The following is a 21,657-nucleotide window of genomic DNA, read 5'->3' as shown; positions in this document are numbered from 1 at the left end:
CCCTATAACTTAGCCCGGAGCGAGCAATCACAGTGACGGCAGCAGTTTGGCTGGAATGAGCATAGCATGAGCACAATTATCATTATTCTGGGTGTAATGCTTACCTGCTCAATTATTGCAGGTATCTGTTTTTGGTACGCTATGCGGCATCGCCCGCCGTTGGCGAAACCGTTGCCGTTTATCAATCCGCCTCATCGTCTGTTGACGAGTGAGGAGCGCGAGGCGGTTGAACGCTATCTGGATATGCTGGCAAAAAAGCAGCGCACCATTCAGCCCGGCGGCGCCAGCGCCGCGCCGGAGCTGTTGACGCTCAGCTCGCAGAGCAACAAAGTTTATCCCGTTACCCGGGCGATCACCCGCTATGGGCTTTCTACCGACGATCCGCAGAAATGGCGTTACTATCTCGACGCGCTTGAGGTGCATCTTCCTCCGCTGTGGGAACAGCATATCGCTGAGGAAAATTTCGTTGAGCTGATTAAAACCCATTCTATTCCGCTGGTGATCTCGCTTAACGGTCATTCGCTGGTCAACTACGCCGGTGAACAGACCATGCTGCCGACGGTAGTGAATGCCAGCGCCACTAACGCTTCTATTCGGCAAGAGCAGAGCGAAAACGTTGAGCTGCTTCAGGTACGTAAAGAGACGCCGGAAGAGCACTGCCTGTCACGCAGTGACGGCACGCGTGAGGCCGCGGTGATTTGCTGCGGGCTGCTGCTGTTTTTTATTAGTCTGTTAACCCCGCTGCTCTTTATGCCATGGCTGGTCAGCGCCAGCGTGGCGATGATTATCATCAGCCTGTGGTTTATGTATCGTCGTCCCAGCGAAAATGATCTGCGTGAAATTCATTGTCTGCGCGGCGCGCCGAAACGCTGGGGGCTGTTTAGCGAGTCCAATCAGGGTCAGGTCAACAACATCTCGCTGGGGATTATCGATCTGGTCTATCCGCCGCACTGGCAGCCTTATGTCACTCACGATCTTGGCCAAACCACCGACGTCGATATTTATCTGAACCGTCAGGTGGTGCGCCAGGGCCGTTTTCTGTCGTTACAGGATGAAGTACGCAACTTCCCTATCCAACGCTGGAAAAAGAATATGGTGCTGGCCAGTGGTTCCCTGTTGGTGCTGGCGCTATTAATTAGCTGGGTGCCGTTAGCGATGCCGCTCAAGCTCAGTATGGCGTGGCTGACCGGTTCGGAACGCATTGAGGTTAACTCGGTGGCCGCGCTGGAACAGGCGACACTGCACGTCGGCGATAGCCTGAAAGTCAGCGGCACCGGCATGTGTTCCGTGCCTGCCAGCTATCAGAGCAACCGTAGCTATGCTTTTATGCCGTTCGACTGCTCGGCCATTTACTGGAATATGGCTTCTCCCCTTCCGCTGCCGCAGTCGGAAATCATTGATAAAGCCTCGGCGTTGCTGAATCTGACCAACCAGCAACTGCATCCGCAAAATGATATCGACAGCAAGCTTAACCCGCAGCTCGCCACGGCGATTCAAAAATCAGGCATGATCTTACTGGACGACTTTTCCGACCTGGTGCTGAAAACTCAGGAGCTCTGTAGCCAGCAGCAGGATTGCGTACGGTTAAAAAATGCCCTGGTTAACCTGGGCAATGCTAAAGACTGGGAAACGCTGGTGAGCCGCGCATCGTCAGGATCGTTAAACGGCATGAACGTGCTGCTGCGCCCGGTCAGCGCCGAGGCGCTGGAAAACCTGGTGAATACCGCCACCTCAACGTTTTTCTATCGGGAAACCCATCGCGCCGCTGAAGCGCTAAACAGCCCGCCGCCGGGCGGATTTTTGATTCTCAGCGATGAAGGCCGCCAGTTGGTTAACCATCCTCAACCTACCGTTTCGCTGTTTGATTTCAATGCGCCGGATCAGTGGGATGAGCTACAGCGGCTGGCGGGTATGCTGCTACATACGCCTTTCAGCGCGGCCGGGATTATTACCAGCATCCATACCGATGCCAACGGCACGCAGCATATCGCCCTGCACAGCGAGCCGGATATGCTGACGCTGTGGCGCTATCTGTGCACTTCACTGCTGCTGGCGATCCTGAGCCTGAGTGTCGTAGCTAACGGTCTGCTGGCGCTGAAACGCATCCATCGCAACCGCAAACGCATCGTAGAAATTCAGGAATATTACGATAAGTGTTTTAACCATACGCTGTCGCCGGTACCGGGTATGCGTCCGCTGTTCTGAGCCCCTTTCAACTGTGCTACCCTGTCGCCTTTCTTTTTCGGGAGGCGGCATGGATATTAACGTTAACTGGCGCGCTATCGATACCGTGCTGCTGGATATGGACGGCACACTGCTCGATCTGGCGTTTGATAGCTATTTCTGGCTGGCGCTGGTGCCAGAGAGCGTCAGTCAACGGCGCGGCATCTCGCTGGAGGAAGCCAGTCAGTTAATCATGGCGAAGTATCAGGCGGTTCAGCATACGCTAAACTGGTATTGTCTGGATTACTGGAGCCGTGAACTGGAGCTGGATATCCGTGCCATGACCTGGGAAATGCGCAGCCGGGCACGTTTGCGCGATGACACCCTTCCCTTTCTGCAGGCGTTACGCGCCAGCGGCAAGCGCACCATTCTGCTTACCAACGCGCACCCCTGGAATCTGGATGTAAAGCTAAAGCAAACCGGCCTTGAGCAGCACCTTGATTTATTACTTTCGACCCATACATTTGGCTTTCCGAAAGAAGATCAGCGCCTGTGGCAGGCCGTGCAGCAGCATACCGGTTTTGACAACCAGCGAACGCTGTTTATTGATGACAGCGAACCGGTGCTGGATGCGGCAAAGCGCTGGGGTATTGCCTGGTGCCTTGGCGTCAGCAATCCCGACTCTGGTATGCCGACCAAAACCTTCGCCCACCATCAGAGCGTGAGCGATTACCGAACGCTTCTCGGCGCGCTGGCGCTGTAAGCGCGGTAAACCGACGGGAGCATTGATGAAAGAGAAAACCGCAGAAGGCGTTCGACTCGACAAATGGCTGTGGGCCGCGCGTTTTTATAAAACCCGCGCGCTGGCGCGTGAAATGATCGAAGGCGGAAAGGTTCACTATAACGGCCAACGCAGCAAACCCAGCAAACTGGTAGAGCTGAATGCCGAAGTAAAACTACGTCAGGGCAACGATGAGCGCACGGTGATCATCTGCGCCGTAACCGATCAGCGTCGTCCCGCGGCTGAAGCCCAGCTGCTGTACAGCGAAACGGCCGAGAGCGTTGAAAAACGCGAAAAAATGGCGCAGGCGCGCAAGCTGAACGCGCTCACTATGCCGCATCCGGATCGTCGGCCTGATAAAAAAGAGCGCCGTGACCTGATGAAATTCAAATTTTCTGGCGACGAATAACGCGCCGCCAACACGAGAGAAAAACTATGGCTCATCAAGACCAAATGCATCGTTACCTGTTCGAAAACTACGCGGTTCGTGGCGAACTGGTGAATTTATCCGAGACATGGCGCGAGATCGTCTCCGGGCACGATTACCCACAGCCGGTGCAACAGCTGCTGGGCGAACTGCTGGTGGCAACCAGCCTGCTGACCGCTACGCTGAAGTTTGAGGGCGATATCACCGTGCAGCTGCAGGGCGACGGCGCCTTGACGCTGGCGGTCATTAACGGCAACAACCGTCAGGAAATGCGCGGCGTGGCGCGCGTGCAGGGCGAAATCGCGCCCGGCAGCACGCTGAAAGAGATGGTGGGCAACGGTTATCTGGTGATCACCATTTCGCCGGAAAAAGGCGAACGTTATCAGGGAGTGGTAGGTCTGGAGGGCGATACGCTGGCGGCCTGCCTGGAAGATTACTTTATGCGCTCTGAGCAGCTGCCGACGCGTCTGTTTATCCGTACCGGCGAGCATGAAGGTCAGGCAGGCGCGGGCGGTATCCTGCTGCAGGTGTTGCCGGCGCAGGATACCGATAAAGAAGATTTCAACCATCTGGCGACGCTGACGGAAACCATCAAAACCGAAGAGTTGATTGGCCTGCCGGCGAACGAGGTGCTGTGGCGTCTCTATAACCAGGAAGAGGTAACGATCTATGAGCCGCAGAACGTCAGCTTTAAATGTACCTGCTCGCGCGAGCGCTGCGGCGAAGTACTGAGAACGCTGCCGCAGGAAGAAGTGGATCAAATCCTGCAGGAAGACGGCCAAATCGATATGCACTGTGACTATTGTGGCAGCAACTATATTTACGATGCGGTAGATATCGCGGCGATCCGTAATGATTCCGGCAGTAGTAGCGATCAGATTCATTAACGGCATCGGTTAAATGATTAAAGGCGACGCAGGTCGCCTTTATATTTAACGGCATATATTAATTATTTTGTTATAAATTAATTCATAATTACCTGATCAGTTCCTTAAGAACCGTTTCAAACTGCAGGCGGGGCATACAATGGGCGACGCTTATCCCGACGATTTTGTAATTGAACGCTCGCCCCTCACGCTCGCCAGGCACCGGTAGGCCGTATAATAACCCTCCTTCTCAACACCACTGGGCAGCCCTAAAAAATGCCATAATTAAAACAACGTTTTATAAATTTCGCTGCGCTAACTATAACTTTTCATCAGATTTTGACGAATTTCTATAAAAAAACGTTTCGTCTCTCATTTCTGTCACTCTCTCCTTCCGCTGCTTATTCACAGTAGTAGACTGCCGCAATTGTAAAGCAACGTGAATCGCTTCTCGCTGCTTTACGGCAAGTGGCAGCAAGTCACCCAACATTTGTTGCAGTACAAACCGATAAAGGAACAGTAATATGCGCCCTAATGGCCTGACGCCACAGGACCTCGTCGCTTATGGCATCACTGATACGGTTAAAGTTATCCATAATCCCGATTATGAAACTTTATTTAAGGAAGAAACCCTGCCCGGCCTCTCCGGTTACGAGCGCGGCACGCTAACGCAGTCCGGGGCGATTGCCGTGGATACCGGTATTTTTACCGGCCGCTCGCCGAAAGATAAATATATTGTGCGTGACGATACCACGCGCGATACCTTGTGGTGGAATGATCAGGGCAAAGGCAAAAATGATAATCAGCCTTTGTCGCAGGAAACCTGGGAAGCCCTGAAGGGCTGCGTCACCCAACAGCTTTCCGGCAAGCGGCTGTTTGTGGTCGACGCCTGGTGCGGCGCCAATCCCGATAGCCGCCTAAGCGTACGCTTTATTACCGAAGTCGCCTGGCAGGCGCACTTTGTCAAAAACATGTTTATCCGCCCCGACGAAGCCAGCCTGGCCAATTTCACGCCCGACTTTGTGGTAATGAACGGCGCGAAATGTACCAACCCTAACTGGCAGCAGCAGGGATTACATTCGGAAAACTTCGTCGCCTTTAACCTTACCGAAAAGATGCAGCTCATCGGCGGCACCTGGTACGGCGGCGAAATGAAGAAAGGCCTGTTTGCGGTGATGAACTATCTGCTGCCGCTGAAAGGTATCGCGTCGATGCACTGCTCGGCTAACGTGGGTGAACAAGGCGACGTGGCGGTGTTCTTTGGCCTCTCCGGCACTGGGAAAACCACGCTCTCTACCGATCCGAAACGACAGCTGATTGGCGATGATGAGCATGGCTGGGACGATGACGGCGTGTTCAATTTTGAAGGCGGCTGCTACGCGAAAACCATTAAGCTTTCAGAGCAGGCTGAGCCGGAAATTTATCACGCCATCCGCCGCGATGCGCTGCTGGAAAACGTGGTAGTACGCAGCGATGGCTCCATCGATTTTGATGACGCCAGCAAAACGGAGAACACGCGCGTCTCCTACCCTATCTACCATATCGATAATATCGTTAAGCCGGTATCGAAAGCGGGTCACGCGAAAAAGGTTATTTTCCTTACCGCCGATGCGTTTGGCGTGCTGCCGCCGGTTTCACGCCTCTCTTCCGATCAAACCCAATACCACTTTCTTTCAGGCTTCACCGCCAAGCTGGCCGGTACCGAGCGTGGCGTCACCGAGCCTACTCCGACCTTCTCTGCCTGCTTCGGTGCAGCCTTCTTAACCCTGCATCCAACAAAATATGCCGAGGTGCTGGTGAAGCGTATGCAGGATGCAGGTGCGGAAGCCTGGCTGGTCAATACCGGTTGGAACGGCACCGGCAAACGCATTTCGCTGAAAGATACGCGTGCGATCATCAATGCGATTCTGAGCGGCGAACTGGCCGAAGCGGAAACCCAAACGCTGCCGATTTTCAACCTGAATATGCCTACCACGGTCGCGGGGATCGAGCCGCATATTCTCGATCCGCGCAACACCTGGCAAGATCCGGCGCAGTGGGAAAGCCGGGCGCTGGATCTGGCGCAGCGCTTTATCAATAACTTTGAGAAGTATACCGATACGCCTGCCGGCGCCGCGCTGGTTGCCGCCGGGCCGCAGATTTAACCCTGCCGCACGAAACAAAACCCCCGCCAAACGGCGGGGGGTTTTATTTTCAGACGTTAGCTTACAGGCTACTCGCCCTTAGGCAACGCGGGCTGACTCACCGGGCCGCCAGTTACAGGCGACGCCTCCGATAACGGCAGCCAGGCGCGAATACGCAACCCGCCGCGTTCGCTGACGCCAATATCCAGCGAGCCCTGATGCGCATCGATAATACGCTGCACAATCGCCAAACCCAGCCCGGTACCGCTGGTACTACGGGCGCTGTCGCCGCGCACAAACGGCTGAAGCAGATGCTTTAACTGCTCCGGTTTAATCCCCGGTCCGTCATCTTCCACCTGGAACCAGGCGCGCTGTAGCTCATAGCCGCTGCTCACCTTGATCCAGCCGTTGCCGTAACGCGCCGCATTCACCACCATATTCGCTGCCGCACGCTTAATCGAAAGCGGGTTGATATCCAGCATCAGCTCATCTGCCATCACGGCATCTTCGATTTCCCGCTCATAACCGCTCTCTGCCGCTACCACCTCATTCAGCACGACGTTCAAATCAGCGCGTTCGGTCTGCATCTCCTGGCCGGTACGCAGATAATCGATAAACTGTTCGATGATCGCGTTGCACTCTTCAATATCCTTATTAATCGATTCCGCCAGATAGCCGTCCTCTTCGCTCATCATCTCCGTCGCCAGACGAATGCGGGTCAGCGGCGTACGCAGGTCATGGCTAACGCCCGCCATCAGCAGCGTTCGATCGTCCGCCAGCTGTTTCACGCCTGACGCCATCTGGTTAAAGGCACGCGTCACCGAGCGCACCTCCGAGGCGCCATATTCACGCAGCGGCGGCGGAATAATGCCTTTCCCCACCTGCAATGCCGCATGCTCCAGATCCACCAGCGGGCGGTTCTGAATACGGATAAACAGCCAGGCGCCGCCAATCGCCAACAGCATAATCGCCAGCGTGTAGCGGAACAGCGGCGAGAAGTCGCCCTGGTGAATTTCGGTCAACGGCACGCGTACCCAGATATCCGGCGACAACCAGGTTTTTAGCCAGACCACGGGCGAGTTTTTATTCACCTCGACCCGCACATCGGTCGGGCCGCCAAGCTGGCGCGCCATCTGGTCGCTTAAAAACTGATAGTGCTGCGCCCAGCGTAATCCGCTCTCCTCCGCCGCCGCATTGGTATACAGCGAAATCCCCAGCTCGCGGTAAATTTCACGCCGAAAAGCAGGCGGCACTTCCAGCTGCGTGCCGTCTTCCAGCTGCAGCCGGTCGGTCATTAACATACGCACTTCATACGCCAGCACCTTGTTGAACTGCTGCAGGCTGGGAAGAATGGCGAAGTTAAGCACCACCAGATAGGTGGTGACCAGGCTGACAAACAGCAACGTGACGATCAGCAGCAACGTGCGAGCAAAGGAACTGCGGGGAGAAAAGCGGAGCCGCCTCATGCTTTAGTGCCGTCCGGTACAAAAACGTAGCCCAGGCCCCAAACGGTCTGGATATAGCGCGGATGCGCCGGATCTTCTTCCACCATGCGGCGCAGGCGGGAAATTTGCACGTCGATAGAACGCTCCATAGCGCTGTATTCACGGCCGCGGGCAAGGTTCATCAGCTTATCGCGCGACAGCGGCTCACGCGGATGGCTTACCAGCGCCTTTAACACCGCAAACTCGCCGCTGGTTAACGGCATCGGCTCATCTTCACGGAACATTTCACGGGTGCCCAGGTTCAGCTTGAACTTGCCGAAAGCGATAACCGCCTCTTCCTGCGAAGGCGCGCCCGGCAGTTCATTCGCCTGGCGACGCAGCACGGCGCGAATACGCGCTAACAGTTCGCGCGGGTTGAACGGCTTCGGAATATAGTCATCCGCGCCAATTTCCAGCCCAACGATACGATCAACCTCTTCGCCTTTTGCCGTCACCATAATGATCGGCATCGGATTACTTTGGCTACGCAAGCGACGACAAATCGACAGGCCATCTTCGCCCGGCAACATCAGGTCAAGCACCATCAGGTGGAAGGATTCGCGGGTTAACAGGCGATCCATTTGCTCGGCGTTAGCGACGCTGCGCACCTGAAAACCCTGTTCAGTCAGATAACGCTCCAGCAACGCACGCAGGCGCATATCATCATCGACGACCAGAATTTTGTAGTTTTCTTGCATTTCGATACTCCCAAAGGCGCTATTGCCCGAGCTGGTATTGTTAAAAAAGAAGCGTAACTGTGACAGCCATTAATGGTTTGTATTCTAGCCGAAATTGTTACAAAGCATATTAAACAGCAGCTTATATTGCGTTTATTTCGCTTTTATCCTGCCGAATAGTATGCCACCGTTCGATCCGTCTTTTCTGAAATACGCCGGAAAACTCTGCTCATCGCTGGCTCAGAATGCTAAATGTAAACTTTTGTCATGCCAAAACAGCAGGTTAGCTTATTCCGCCCTGCCGCTCTTAGGGTACTGGCTCGTTACCCGGTTATTAAGTGTCAGATTACTGCGCCCTGAGTCCAACTATTAGCAGAAAAAACTGGTGTTTATTTTTTTACCATTACGCTCAGCCAGGAATATTCGCAGCGGAGGCAAGACCGATCCAGCAATAACTCAAGTTAACCTTATTCGTTAGAAAACAACGCTTTTCAGCGCCGCCCTGACAAACCTATATTCTCCCCCGACAAACGTTGTTTATTTATCAGCCGGGAATAAATATGAACAAGATAATGTTGATTTGCTCGCTGGCTCTGTTTGCCAGTGGATATGTAATGGCTAACGAGCCGGCAGGCGGCGCAGCCGCTGGCGCTCAGGCCACCACCGAAGCGAAAGGCGCCTCCGATGCGGAAGGCGTAGCGGTTGTCGGCGCGCTGCTGGGCCTGGCCCTTGCCACCGCAGGCGGCGGCGACGGTTCCACTACGGCCACCACCACGACCACCAGCACCATCCCACATTAAGCTGTATTAAGGCACCACCGCAGATCAAAATTATAAAAACTTTGTTGCTGTTGTCTTTCGCCACCGGAGAATAAGCGTTGCCCGGGCTTTCTTGAAAAAGTCATTATTCTCCGTTTCTTTTTTATCCTGCGGCATGGCTTACACCGCAGCGTTATCATCCGGGTTCTGACGATATTCGATACGGTTAATAAACCAGATTTTTTCCCCTTCCGGCGTATTGACGCTGACTTCGTCATCCACCTCTTTTTTAATCAGCGCACGCGCCATCGGTGAATCCACCGAGATATAGTTTTTCACCTCGCCATAGATCTCATCTGGCCCGACAATCCGAAAGCATTTTACCTCGCCCTGCTCGTTTTCCACCTCGACCCACGCGCCGAAAAAGACTTTGCCTTCCTGCTGTGGCGAATAATCGACGATTTTCAGTTCGGCCAGACATTTACGTAAATAGCGCACCCGCCGGTCAATCTGGCGCAGCAGGCGCTTGTTGTAGGTATAATCCGCGTTTTCAGAGCGATCGCCCAGGCTGGCCGCCCATGAGACGATTTTAGTGATCTCCGGGCGCTTCTCTTTCCACAGATAATCGTGTTCCGCCCTGAGCTTGTTATAACCTTCACGGGTAATCAGTTGTGTCTTCACACACCCATCCTGTCTGCTAAAACTAACGGTCCGACAGCCTCGCGCCGCCCTCTGGCGCTTATGGTACAACATCAAAAACGCCCAGTGGTACATCGCTCTCGGAATATGGCCTAAAGCGCGCCGCATCGCTGGCAATTTCGCCCGTCAATCCGTATAACTGTCCGCTATTTCTCAAACTCTGTTAGCAAGATAGTTGAACCGATGATGAATGATTCACTGAACCGCATTATTGCGGGTGAACTTCAGGCGCGGGCTGAACAAGTTGATGCCGCAATCCGCCTGCTGGACGAAGGGAACACCGTGCCGTTTATCGCACGTTACCGTAAGGAAGTTACCGGCGGGCTTGATGATACCCAGCTGCGACAGCTGGAAACCCGGCTCGGTTACCTGCGAGAGCTGGAAGATCGCCGCCAGGCCATCCTGAAATCCGTTGCGGAACAGGGCAAACTCAGCGATGAGCTCGCCGCCGCGATTAACGGCACGCTGAGCAAAACCGAACTCGAAGACCTTTACCTTCCCTATAAACCGAAACGCCGCACGCGTGGACAGATCGCTATCGAAGCTGGTCTGGAGCCGCTGGCAGATGCGCTGTGGCAGGATCCGTCGCAGGAGCCGGAACAGTTGGCCGCCCGTTTTGTCGATGCCGATAAAGGCGTCGCCGACGTTAAAGCCGCGCTGGATGGCGCGCGCTATATCCTGATGGAACGTTTCGCGGAGGATGCCGCGCTGCTGGCGAAAGTGCGCGATTATCTGTGGAAAAATGCGCATCTGGTGTCACGCGTGGTTGTCGGAAAAGAGGAAGAAGGCGCGAAATTCCGCGACTATTTCGATCATCACGAAGCGCTGTCGACGGTGCCTTCGCATCGTGCGCTGGCGATGTTCCGTGGCCGCAACGAAGGCGTACTGCAGCTGTCGCTCAACCCCGATCCGCAGTTCGATGAGCCGCCGCGTGAAAGCTATGGCGAACAGCTTATCAGCGAGCATCTGAACCTGCGTCTGAACAATGCGCCGGCGGATAGCTGGCGTAAAGCGGTAGTGAGCTGGACCTGGCGCATTAAAGTGCTGCTACATCTGGAAACCGAACTGATGGGCAGCGTGCGCGAGCGTGCGGAAGAAGAGGCGATTAACGTCTTCGCCCGTAACCTACACGATCTGCTGATGGCGGCGCCGGCAGGCATGCGCGCCACTATGGGCCTCGATCCGGGCCTGCGTACCGGGGTAAAAGTTGCCGTAGTGGATGCCACCGGCAAGCTGGTCGCCACCGATACCATCTATCCGCATACCGGTCAGGCGGCGAAAGCTGCGGCGGCCGTCGCGGCGCTCTGCACGCGTCATCAGGTAGAGCTGGTGGCGATCGGCAACGGCACCGCATCCCGCGAAACCGAGCGTTTCTTCCTGGAAGTCCAGAAGCAGTTCCCGCAGGTGACGGCGCAAAAAGTGATCGTCAGCGAAGCGGGCGCATCGGTCTATTCGGCCTCTGAACTGGCGGCGCTGGAATTCCCCGATCTGGATGTTTCCCTGCGCGGCGCGGTATCTATTGCGCGTCGCCTGCAGGATCCGCTGGCGGAGCTGGTAAAAATCGATCCGAAATCGATCGGCGTGGGCCAGTATCAGCATGACGTCAGCCAAAGCCAGCTGGCGAAAAAGCTGGATGCGGTGGTGGAAGACTGCGTAAACGCCGTCGGCGTCGATCTGAATACCGCCTCGGTGGCGTTGCTGACCCGCGTGGCCGGCCTGACGCGCATGATGGCGCAAAACATCGTGAACTGGCGCGACGAGAACGGCCGCTTCCGCAGCCGTCAGCAGCTGCTGAAAGTCAGCCGTCTCGGACCGAAAGCCTTTGAACAGTGCGCCGGCTTCCTGCGTATTAACCAGGGTGATAACCCGCTGGACGCCTCAACGGTGCATCCGGAAGCTTATCCGGTGGTTGAACGCATTCTGGAGGCTACCCGTCAGTCGCTGCGTGAACTGATGGGCAACCCGAATGAGCTGCGTAATCTTAAGGCGGTTGACTTTACCGATGAGCGTTTCGGCGTGCCGACGGTCAGCGACATCCTGAAAGAGCTGGAAAAGCCAGGCCGCGATCCGCGTCCGGAATTCAAGACGGCGCAGTTTGCCGAAGGCGTAGAGACGATGAACGATCTGCTGCCGGGCATGGTACTGGAAGGCGCGGTAACTAACGTCACCAATTTTGGCGCCTTTGTCGATATCGGCGTCCATCAGGATGGTCTGGTGCATATCTCTTCGCTCTCCGACAAGTTTGTCGAAGATCCGCATACCGTGGTGAAAGCGGGCGATATCGTTAAGGTCAAGGTGCTGGAGGTGGACTTGCAGCGTAAGCGTATTGCGTTGACCATGCGTCTGGATGAGCAGCCGGGCGAAACGCCGTCGCGCGCCGCGCCGCGTAGCCAGGAGCGCAGCCATCAGCGTCCGGCGGCGAAGCAGCGCGCGCGCGGCAATAGCCCCGTCGCTGGCAATAGCGCCATGGGCGATGCGCTGGCCGCGGCGTTGGGTAAAAAACGCTAACAATTTTATGGGCGGCCTGGCGCCGCCCTTTATCGTATGTTTGTTCTAAATCAACATTAACGATAATCGTTCTCATTAATATGGTGCCGTTTTGTTCTTGCCGCCTTAAGCGACAGTCAATGAGGTGCACCCTATGCCACTAGTTGCCCGCCAACACTATCAAATCCTGGGTTTTTCTTCTGCCGTTAGCCCTGCTTACCGGCAAAAGTTGCTTTCCCTGGGCCTGCTGCCCGGCGCCTGTTTTCAAGTACTGCGTATTGCGCCGCTGGGCGATCCGCTACAGATCCAGACGGGGCGCGTCAGCCTGATGCTGCGCAAAAAGGATTTGGCGCTGCTGCAGCTTCAGCCGATAGCGGAGGTGGCATGAAAAACTGCACTATCGGCCTGTTAGGCAACCCGAATGCCGGGAAAACCACCCTGTTTAATCAGCTTACCGGCGCGCGTCAGCGCGTTGGCAACTGGGCCGGCGTAACCGTAGAGCGCAAAGAGGGCTTTTTTATCGCCGGCGACACGCGGGTGAATTTAATCGATCTTCCCGGCACCTATTCGCTCACCACCATTTCTCAGCAGGCTTCGCTCGATGAGCAGATCGCCTGCCACTTTGTCTTAAGCCAGCAGGCGGACCTGCTGATTAATGTGGTTGACGCCTGTAACCTTGAGCGCAACCTCTACCTCACCTTACAGCTGCGTGAGCTGGGCGTGCCCTGCATCGTGGCGCTCAATATGCTGGATATGGCCGAAAGCCAACGCATTACCATCGATATTCCCGCGCTGGCGCAACGTCTCGGCTGCCCGGTGGTGCCGGTGGTATCAACGCGCGGCAGCGGGCTGGATCGCCTGAAGCAGCTGATTGATAAAGGCGTTCCTGCCTGCGCGCCGCTGAAAGTATGCTATCCGCCAGAGCTAAACAGCGCCGTCGATCGACTGGCGGCGGCGATGTCGGTCAGCGACAGCCCACAGCAACGGCGCTGGCTGGCGCTACAGCTACTGGAGGGCGATATCTATAGCCGCCAGCAGGTGGGCGATCTGGCGCTACAGCGTTTAGACGAGCTGGAAGATCAGCTGTCAGCAGATACGGCGGTCAACATCGTCGCCGCGCGCTATAAGACATTGGCGACGCTGTGCGCCGACATCAGCAATCAGCATATGATGGCGCCGCATCGGCTGTCGCAGCGGCTGGATAACCTGGTACTGAACCGCTGGCTGGGCTTGCCAATCTTTTTGCTGATGATGTATTTGATGTTCGTGCTGGCGATCAATATCGGCGGCGCGCTCCAGCCGCTGTTTGATATTGGCTCCGCAGCGCTGTTTATCCATGGCATGCAGTGGCTTGGCGCTACGCTGCATTTCCCCGTCTGGCTGACGCTGTTTCTCGCTCAGGGCGTGGGGGGCGGCATCAATACGGTGCTGCCGCTGGTGCCGCAGATTGGTTTGATGTATCTGTTCCTCTCTTTTATGGAGGATTCCGGCTATATGGCACGCGCCGCGTTCGTCGTCGATCGACTGATGCAGTCGCTTGGCCTGCCGGGCAAATCCTTTGTGCCGCTGATTGTCGGCTTTGGCTGCAACGTTCCCTCGGTAATGGGCGCCCGTACGCTGGATGCGCCGCGTGAGCGGCTGATTACGGTAATGATGGCGCCTTTTATCTCTTGCGGGGCCAGGCTGGCGATTTTCGCCGTGTTCTCTGCCGCTTTTTTCGGTACCCACGGCGCGCTGGCGGTATTTAGTCTCTACCTGACCGGCATTGTGGTGGCGGTGCTAACCGGGCTGCTGTTAAAGCATACGCTGCTGCGCGGCGAAGCTTCGCCTTTCGTCATGGAGCTACCAAGCTGGCATGTCCCGCACCTGAAAAGCCTGCTGTTACAGGCCTGGCAGCGGTTGCGCGGTTTTGTGCTGCGCGCCGGGAAAGTGATCGTTGTCGCCAGCATCCTGATTGGCGGGCTGAACAGTTTCTCCTTTAACGGGCAGCCGGTTAACAGCATCAACGATTCGGCGCTGGCCAGCGTCAGTCGCGTCATTACCCCGCTGTTGATGCCTATCGGTATCCAGCCTGATAACTGGCAGGCTTCGGTCGGCCTGCTGACCGGCGCGATGGCGAAAGAGGTGGTGGTCGGTACGCTGAATACGCTCTATACCGCCGAAGCACTGCACGAAGAGCCGTTTAACGCCAGCGAATGGAGCCTAAAGGCGGAGCTGTCCGATGCGGTAACGGAAACCTGGCAGGGACTGAAAGATACGCTAACCCTGAGCGTGCTGGCCAACCCGATTGAGGCCAGCAAAGGCGACGGTGACATGGCCGGCGGCGCAATGGGCACCATGAGCCGTCAGTTTGGCAGCGATGCCGCCGCGTTCAGCTATCTGCTGTTCGTACTGCTCTATATTCCCTGCGTTTCGGTGATGGGTGCGATTGCACGTGAAAGCAACCGTCGCTGGATGAGTTTTTCCATCTTCTGGGGATTAAACGTCGCTTATTCTCTCTCTACGCTGTTCTGGCAGTTCTCGCGCATCAACGAGCAGCCGCTGGCCAGCAGCCTGACGATCCTGCTGGTGCTGCTGTTTAACAGCGCCCTGCTGCTGCTGTTACGACGGGTTAAACTGCCGCCGCAGCGCATCCCCATCAGGGTGCTGCCGGTTGAAAGCTATGAAAAACCATTAACCAGCGGCGAATGCCATTAAGCCACGCAGCGATCGCGATTTGAGTCAGGCGGCGCCCATTCCGACAGGGGCCGCCGCTGTAGCGGTTGCGATTTTAGCGCGGCGGTCTACAGTAAAAACTAACGCCTTTACCAACCTAACGCTGCAGCCCGCCGGATAAACATGGATATTATCAATAGCTTAATCGATAAGATCTACCAAAACACTTTTCCGATGGCCGCGCGGGAGCGCCTGCTGTCACACGTCCGCGCCGCCCGTGATGCGATAAAAAAACCGCGTAAGCCGCACTGGGATGAAAAAGATGTGGTGCTGATAACTTATGCCGATCAGTTCCGCGAGCCGGAAGCCCCCACGCTGGCGACCTTTTCACGCTTTTATCAACAGCATTTGCAGTCCACCTTTAATCTGGTTCACCTGCTGCCCTTTTTCCCCTGGTCATCTGACGACGGTTTTTCCGTCATTGATTATCATCAGGTTAACCCGATATGCGGCGAATGGCGTAACGTCGCCGAGCTGCATACCCATACGCGCCTGATGTTCGACTTTGTCTGCAACCATATCTCTTCGCGCAGCGCCTGGTTTAAACATTATCTGGCCTGTGATCCCGGCTGGGATGATTTTTTTATCAGCATGCCGCCCGGCACCGACTTAAGCGGCGTCACCCGCCCGCGCACTTCTCCGCTGCTGACGCCCTTTGAACGCGGCGATGGCAGCACCCACTACATCTGGACTACCTTCAGCGCCGACCAGATAGACCTGAACTTCGCCAGCCCGGAAGTGTTGATCCGTATGGTTGACGTGCTGCTGGAATATTTGAAAAAAGGGGCTGACTACGTCCGGCTGGATGCGGTGGGCTATATGTGGAAAACGCCCGGGACGCGCTGCATCCACCTGGAAAACACCCACCTGCTGGTGAAACTGTTTCGCGCCATTGCTGATGTGGTGGCGCCCGGCACGGTGATCATTACCGAAACCAATGTGCCGCATCAGGACAATATCAGCTATTTTGGCAACGGCCAGGATGAAGCGCAGATGGTTTACCAGTTCTCACTGCCGCCGTTGGTACTGCATGCTATCCATAACGGCTCGGCGCGTGCGCTACGCCAGTGGGCTGCCGGCCTTGATTTAAGCGGCGGAAGCACGACCTTTTTTAATTTTCTCGCTTCGCACGATGGCATCGGCCTTAACCCTGCGCGTGGCATCCTGCCGGAAGTCGAGATTGTTTCGCTGGTACGCGATTTGGCGCTGGAAGGCGCGCTGATTTCCTATAAAAACAATCCGGATGGCACCACCAGCCCGTATGAAATCAACGTCACCTATATGGATGCGTTGAACAAACAGAACGATGATGATGACACGCGCATTCGGCGCTTTATGCTGGCGCACGCTATTCTGCTGGCTTTCCCCGGCGTGCCCGCCATCTATATCCAGAGCATTCTTGGTTCGCGCAACGACCAGGAAGGGGTAAAAGTCGCTGGCCATAACCGCGCCATTAACCGTGAAAAATATGCGCTTTCGGCGATCGAAAAAGCGCTGTCGGGCGGCGATTATCTGCGTCAGCAAATTTTTAATCGACTCAGCGCGCTGATTCAGCTGCGCACGCGTCAGCCCGCCTTTCATCCTGATAATCCCATGGAAATTCTCGACAGTGAAAATACGCTGCTGCTGATGCGCCGCTATTCGCCGGCCGAAGATAATAGCCTGCTGTGCGTGTTTAATCTGAGCGGGAAAAGCGTGAATGCCACGCTGCCGGAAGCAAAGCGATACCGCGATATTATTGAACAGAAGCTGGTTGATGGCTCACAGCCGGTCACGCTGCCGCCGTGGCATTATCTGTGGCTGAAAGGATAAGCAGGCATAACAGATATGCCTGCTGAGGCATTACTTATAAACGTCAGCCGTGGCGCTAAAACGGCCATGCTCGCGTCCGGCGACCACCAGAAAATATTTACCGCCCTTCTCATCCGCCATTTTTGACAGCTCACGCTTGGCGTCCATCGGCGAGGTGGTTTCCGCTGTAGTATTCACCGTGCCGATTTTCTCCAGATTCATTTTCTGCACATCTTCTTTCGTCACTTCCTGTGCCGCCAGCGCAGAGAATGAGAGACCACCCAGCAGGCAGGTTACCGCAACAGTTTTAATGATATTCATAGTACACCTTCGTCATAAGTTAACTGGAAAACTCAGACCGCCGAATGAATACAATGAGATAGGGGGTACAGCGCCCTGCTCCCTGGCAGACTTTTACAGTCATGGTCAGCGGCCTTGCTCAGTTACAATTATTAACGCTCGGTGATATTTTGCCAGCTAAAGAGATAAAGTTTCTTAAACAGATTCACTGAACTGTCTGACCGCTGCACAAAACATTTGCGGATGAGAAATAAACGGCGCATGCGCGGCTTTCTCCATAACAAGGGAAGCGCTGGCGGGCCAGCGTTGATCTAACAGCGTGGCAACCTTACGCGGCACCAGTCCATCCAGATAGCCGTAAATACGCAGCAGCGGCACCTGAAGCGCATCCATTTCAGCGCGTAAATCGACGCTGCGTAAAATTTCCAGTCCGCCTGACAACACCTCAACCGGCGGTATCGGCTGCGACAGCACCACCTCTTTTAACGTGCGCGCATCCTGCCTGGCGCTTGGCGTGCCCAGCGTTTGCAGCGCTAAAAAGCGCTCAACGGTGCGTTGATAATCCTGGCTAAGCTGCTGCTGAAAGCCGGTCAGCGTTTCTGGTTTAATCCCCGGCCAGTCCTCGTCATCAGCGGTAAAACAGGGTGAAGAGGCGACGGTAATCAAGCCGCTAACCTGCTGCGGATCGCGCAGCGCTAAACGGCTGGCAACCAAACCGCCCAACGACCAGCCGAGATAGATCGCCTTTTCCGGCAGATGAGGCAACAAAGCCTCGACCATCTCATCCAGCGTTAATGCGCCAACCCCCTGGCTACGGCCAAAGCCCGCCAAATCCACTAAATGCAGCCGAAAATGTGCGCTGAGCGGCGGCGCGATGCAACGCCAGACTTCCGCATTCAGTCCCCATCCGTGTAGCAGCACAAGATCGCGATCGCCGGTGCCGGTTGTATGCCAATAAAGCTGCGCCATCAGTTATGGTCTCATCGTTGCTAAATTAAGGAGGTCGCTATGCTACCAATGCAGGGAGGTTGTTGGCTATGCCAAACGCCGCTGGCATTACCGATGCAGGGCTTATGCAGTTATTGTCTGCGCGCCCTGCCGCCGTTACCGCTTTGCTGCCCGCGCTGCGGATTACCTGCCGGTGATGCGCTTACCGCCTGTGGGCGCTGCCTGCGCCGCCCGCCGCCCTGGCAGCAGCTGATCGCAGTAAGCGACTACTGCCCGCCGCTAAGCCAGCTGATTGCACGCTATAAATTCTCCGGCCAGACCGCACTCTCTGTGATGCTGGCGCGGCTGATTTTGTTAAGCTGGTTATCGGCCAGACGTCAACGCGGCCTGCCTCGTCCCGATTTATTGCTGGCCGTACCGCTGCATCATCGGCGCGCCTGGCGACGCGGTTTTAATCAGGCTGACCTGCTGGCACAGCCGCTGGCACGCTGGCTACGCTGCGCTTATTTCCCCCAGGGCTTAACGCGCCGCCGCGCCGCGCTGATTCAGCATCAGCTGGGCGCAGGCGCACGTAAGCGCAACCTGCGCGGCGCTTTCCGGCTTGAAATCCACGTTCAGGATCGCCATATCGCCCTGATTGATGATGTGGTGACAACCGGCAGCACCGTTGCGGAAATCAGCCGTCTGCTGATGCGCGCCGGCGCAGCCAGCGTCCAGATTTGGTGCCTGTGCCGTACCTTGTAGAGCGTCGGCGATGGGCGTATTATAACCAACTAAATTAGTCAACTATTGAGCAACTGCCATGATCCGAATTACCGATGCCGCCCAGGACCATTTTGCAAAACTGCTTTCAAATCAGGAAGAAGGCACCCAAATCCGCGTGTTCGTGATTAATCCGGGCACCCCAACGGCCGAATGTGGCGTGTCATATTGCCCGCCGGATGCAGTAGAGCCGAGCGATACCGAACTGAAGTTTGAAAAGCTTTCCGCCTACGTGGATGAGCTGAGCGCGCCCTATCTGGAAGATGCCGAGATCGATTTTGTTACGGATAATCTTGGTTCTCAGCTGACGCTGAAAGCGCCGAATGCCAAAATGCGTAAAGTCGCTGACGACGCGCCGTTGCTGGAACGCGTTGAATATCTGCTGCAGGCGCAGATTAACCCGCAGCTGGCCGGACACGGCGGCCGCGTAACGCTGATGGAAATCACCGATGAAGGCTACGCCATTCTGCAGTTCGGCGGCGGCTGTAACGGCTGTTCGATGGTCGACGTGACGCTGAAAGAAGGGATTGAGAAAGAGCTGCTGGCCGCTTTCCCTGAGCTGAAAGGCGTACGCGACCTGACTGAACACCAGCGCGGCGAACACTCTTACTACTAAGCGTGGGCCTGACGGCTCAGCTGCGTTTTTCTGCCTGAAGCAGAGAGGCGTAAAGTAATGAAAGGCGATCTTAGGGTCGCCTTTTTAGTTATCTGATATTGAATTAATTAGCTTGCACATTCTTTCAATGTTATTTGTTGCATACTCCATAGTAGATAAATAAATTATTCTTTTTTTATCAAAATTATCAGTGAAAAATTGCCACTGCAAGCCAGGTGCGCAAATAATTATTTCTGCATGTTTTTTTAATTCGTCAATATTAGCCTCGGAAGTATCTTGCTCAACGACCCAGGGATAACCTTCTCTTTTAAGATATCCGTCCAACGCTTCAATATAGCTTTTGTCACGAAACTACGGGGATATGTCAGCCGTTATTGGCGCAACATTCATAGCAATCAAACCATCGACGCACTTAACACGAACATGTAATAGCCCAAAAGAATATTAACCGTGCTTGACCTCACCTTATTAATTAACGGGAAACGTTACATTGCAATGCCCTTCTGAAGCTAATCAACAAGAGAAAAAATCCCCTTTTAAAATTTTTGTATTTAATTTTTATTTATTACAGGCTACCATAGTCGTGGTTAAATAAAGGCTCAAATGGAAGAGTCAAGCCTCAGTGTCGAAAAGGAATTAGTGACATGATTAAACTCACCTTCCCGCAAAGGCTTTATGCCACAGAACATCAATTTAACGACTATGGGACAGATGATATGCGGTATGGCGATATCACCGCAACGCGTCTTAAAAAAGAGTTCAGGCTTACCAATATCTCTAATGTGGTCGATCCCTGGACAATGACCCGACTAACGGCTTTCGATAATCCCCAGTCGCGATTTTTTGGCGCATATGGCAATAACCAACGCAGCACCAGGCTCAGTGCGCAAGAGTGCGCCAGGCTATTATTTGAAGAGATGCAGGTGACCTCATTGCCTTTTGCATGCGTAGGCCCCTGGAAGTATCTTATCAATCGGATGTTGCAGCATTTCCAGAGTGCTAACGGTATGCCCTTTAATGATATGGATCTGAATGCGGCCTATCAGGCGCAAATTATTAATGATAATACAAAAAATAGTAGCTTATCCGCTATTAAGGAGGGGATAAATAAGCGTATCGATTACGAGAAAAAAAGTATTCCCCCAGACACGTTTTCTGCCATAAAGGAAGAGATCAGTTACAGGGCTCTGCCAAAATTTGATTCAATGATATTCGACAAAATCAACGGCTTAGGTATCACCGTACATGATGTCTACGCTACACACATAGATTTATTAAGCCTGGAAATCGGTGAGAAAGGCTGGCGCGCGCAAATAAAATATAGCGGGCAGGATCATTTTGGGCTGGATGTTAACGACATTCAAAAGGTTAAATTTAATCAATTTCAGTTTTTCAGGATATGGTTTATTTTACAACGCTTTGATCAATTCGGGTTCCGCCCCTTCTTAACCAATATGGAAGCGACTATAACTCTCGAGGAAAAGCGCCCATGAGCAGAAGAAAATCATTTAACTTTCTCATTTGCATCGTAATGGCGGCTGTGGGCTTTTATCTCTATCTGGATAACCGCCGCGTTAACATTATTGATGCTCATCACGGCAAATACTCTGCCGCAATCCTGGTAGATCATTTACCCATTACCGCCTCATCGGCAATTAACTGGTGGCTGGAAAACCAGAGCGCTATCCTGAAAAAATATCATATTCCTTCTGAAGAGGCCGGCGGGCCAACCAACTTTACCATTTTTGCTTTTGGCGACGGCTACCAGAAAAACGATCAGAACGATATGCTCTGTTTTGATGATGTGCCACCCCCTGAAAACTGCATCGTCAAAGAGATACTGTTAACGGTTGGCCGCAACCGTGAGGGCAATACCCGGTTCGCCTTTGGTAATTCAGCCTATATTCGCTATGCCGATGGCCGTATTACTGAATTAAAAAAAGAAACCTTCCACTGACGGCAGCGGGGCTTTCACCCCGGACGCATAACGCTTTACTGGTATGATATTAATGCCGCAATCGGGCTGTATCCGTAAAAAATACCCGACCTGCCTTTATCTG

At 54.5% G+C, this 21,657-nt stretch carries 19 protein-coding genes; 14 read left to right on the top strand and 5 right to left on the bottom strand.

The genetic code is table 11. The annotated features are described in order from the left end of the window. Nucleotides 1-66: 66 nt before the first annotated feature. From K6958_RS01685 to pckA, 5 genes are all read left to right on the top strand, one after another. Entirely contained in the window at nt 67-2,205 is a 2,139-nt protein-coding gene (locus tag K6958_RS01685; RefSeq protein WP_249893074.1) for an intracellular growth attenuator family protein, read from the top strand. 49 nt (nt 2,206-2,254) lie between these two features. After that, on the top strand, nt 2,255-2,926 hold the full coding sequence (gene yrfG / locus K6958_RS01680) for a GMP/IMP nucleotidase (RefSeq protein ID WP_249893073.1): 672 nt from the start codon (nt 2,255-2,257) through the stop codon (nt 2,924-2,926). Nucleotides 2,927-2,951: 25 nt separating this feature from the next. Further along, on the top strand, nt 2,952-3,353 hold the full coding sequence (hslR, locus tag K6958_RS01675; RefSeq protein ID WP_249893072.1) for a ribosome-associated heat shock protein Hsp15: 402 nt from the start codon (nt 2,952-2,954) through the stop codon (nt 3,351-3,353). A gap of 26 nt (nt 3,354-3,379) precedes the next feature. Next, nucleotides 3,380-4,258: an Hsp33 family molecular chaperone HslO gene (gene hslO, locus K6958_RS01670; RefSeq protein ID WP_249893071.1), complete on the top strand. Its 879-nt coding sequence runs from the start codon at nt 3,380-3,382 to the stop codon at nt 4,256-4,258. A 503-nt stretch (nt 4,259-4,761) separates the two neighbouring features. Continuing rightward, complete coding sequence (gene pckA / locus K6958_RS01665; protein ID WP_249893070.1) at nt 4,762-6,381, top strand: phosphoenolpyruvate carboxykinase (ATP); 1,620 nt, start codon at nt 4,762-4,764, stop codon at nt 6,379-6,381. A 68-nt stretch (nt 6,382-6,449) separates the two neighbouring features. On the opposite strand, the gene envZ is transcribed toward pckA, so the two are convergent. Together envZ and ompR are read right to left on the bottom strand one after the other, a co-directional pair. Continuing rightward, nucleotides 6,450-7,826 carry a two-component system sensor histidine kinase EnvZ gene (gene envZ, locus K6958_RS01660; RefSeq protein WP_249893069.1) on the bottom strand — a complete coding sequence of 459 codons (1,377 nt, stop codon included), beginning with the start codon at nt 7,824-7,826 and terminating at the stop codon, nt 6,450-6,452. Continuing rightward, nucleotides 7,823-8,542 (bottom strand): osmolarity response regulator transcription factor OmpR, encoded by a 720-nt coding sequence (gene ompR, locus K6958_RS01655; RefSeq protein ID WP_038629697.1) that lies wholly within the window; start codon nt 8,540-8,542, stop codon nt 7,823-7,825. Before ompR ends, envZ begins: the two co-directional genes overlap by 4 nt. 539 nt (nt 8,543-9,081) lie before the next feature. On the opposite strand from ompR, the gene yjbE reads away from it, so the two are divergent. Then, nucleotides 9,082-9,321, top strand: coding sequence for an exopolysaccharide production protein YjbE (gene yjbE, locus K6958_RS01650; RefSeq protein ID WP_249893068.1), 240 nt, complete (start codon nt 9,082-9,084; stop codon nt 9,319-9,321). A gap of 138 nt (nt 9,322-9,459) precedes the next feature. Here yjbE and greB read toward each other — a convergent pair whose 3' ends face one another. Next, on the bottom strand, nt 9,460-9,960 hold the full coding sequence (gene greB, locus K6958_RS01645; RefSeq protein WP_249893067.1) for a transcription elongation factor GreB: 501 nt from the start codon (nt 9,958-9,960) through the stop codon (nt 9,460-9,462). 201 nt (nt 9,961-10,161) lie between these two features. Here greB and K6958_RS01640 point away from each other — a divergent pair, with 201 nt between their 5' ends. From K6958_RS01640 to K6958_RS01625, 4 genes are all read left to right on the top strand, one after another. Continuing rightward, the gene (locus tag K6958_RS01640; protein ID WP_249893066.1) at nt 10,162-12,486 is read left to right on the top strand and encodes a Tex family protein; all 2,325 of its coding nucleotides are present in this window, start codon (nt 10,162-10,164) and stop codon (nt 12,484-12,486) included. A gap of 133 nt (nt 12,487-12,619) precedes the next feature. Then, the gene (gene feoA, locus K6958_RS01635; protein ID WP_249893065.1) at nt 12,620-12,853 is read left to right on the top strand and encodes a ferrous iron transporter A; all 234 of its coding nucleotides are present in this window, start codon (nt 12,620-12,622) and stop codon (nt 12,851-12,853) included. Then, a complete protein-coding gene (feoB, locus tag K6958_RS01630; protein WP_249893064.1) occupies nt 12,850-15,162 on the top strand; it encodes a Fe(2+) transporter permease subunit FeoB in 2,313 nt (770 codons plus the stop codon). Before feoA ends, feoB begins: the two co-directional genes overlap by 4 nt. 141 nt (nt 15,163-15,303) lie before the next feature. Beyond that, nucleotides 15,304-16,992 (top strand): alpha-amylase family glycosyl hydrolase, encoded by a 1,689-nt coding sequence (locus K6958_RS01625; protein ID WP_249893063.1) that lies wholly within the window; start codon nt 15,304-15,306, stop codon nt 16,990-16,992. A gap of 30 nt (nt 16,993-17,022) precedes the next feature. Here K6958_RS01625 and K6958_RS01620 read toward each other — a convergent pair whose 3' ends face one another. Both K6958_RS01620 and bioH read right to left on the bottom strand, forming a co-directional pair. After that, a complete protein-coding gene (locus K6958_RS01620; RefSeq protein ID WP_249893062.1) occupies nt 17,023-17,292 on the bottom strand; it encodes a YdgH/BhsA/McbA family protein in 270 nt (89 codons plus the stop codon). Nucleotides 17,293-17,466: 174 nt separating this feature from the next. Continuing rightward, entirely contained in the window at nt 17,467-18,240 is a 774-nt protein-coding gene (bioH, locus tag K6958_RS01615; protein WP_249893061.1) for a pimeloyl-ACP methyl ester esterase BioH, read from the bottom strand. Nucleotides 18,241-18,279: 39 nt separating this feature from the next. On the opposite strand from bioH, the gene gntX reads away from it, so the two are divergent. The 4 genes from gntX (at nt 18,280) to K6958_RS01595 (ending at nt 21,554) form a co-directional block, all read left to right on the top strand. Next, nucleotides 18,280-18,963 (top strand): DNA utilization protein GntX, encoded by a 684-nt coding sequence (gene gntX / locus K6958_RS01610; RefSeq protein ID WP_249893060.1) that lies wholly within the window; start codon nt 18,280-18,282, stop codon nt 18,961-18,963. A gap of 58 nt (nt 18,964-19,021) precedes the next feature. Continuing rightward, nucleotides 19,022-19,597: a Fe-S biogenesis protein NfuA gene (gene nfuA / locus K6958_RS01605; protein WP_249893059.1), complete on the top strand. Its 576-nt coding sequence runs from the start codon at nt 19,022-19,024 to the stop codon at nt 19,595-19,597. Between the two features lie 644 nt (nt 19,598-20,241). Continuing rightward, nucleotides 20,242-21,090 (top strand): DUF3289 family protein, encoded by an 849-nt coding sequence (locus tag K6958_RS01600; RefSeq protein ID WP_249893058.1) that lies wholly within the window; start codon nt 20,242-20,244, stop codon nt 21,088-21,090. Next, nucleotides 21,087-21,554, top strand: a complete 468-nt coding sequence (locus K6958_RS01595) for a DUF943 family protein (protein ID WP_249893057.1) — start codon at nt 21,087-21,089, stop codon at nt 21,552-21,554. Before K6958_RS01600 ends, K6958_RS01595 begins: the two co-directional genes overlap by 4 nt. The last annotated feature ends 103 nt before the right edge of the window (nt 21,555-21,657 follow it).

The sequence above is a fragment of the Mixta hanseatica genome, assembly GCF_023517775.1.
GTDB lineage: Bacteria > Pseudomonadota > Gammaproteobacteria > Enterobacterales > Enterobacteriaceae > Mixta > Mixta hanseatica.
The sequence above is the reverse complement of the archived record's forward strand: the minus strand, read 5'-3'. Positions and strand labels throughout refer to the sequence as shown.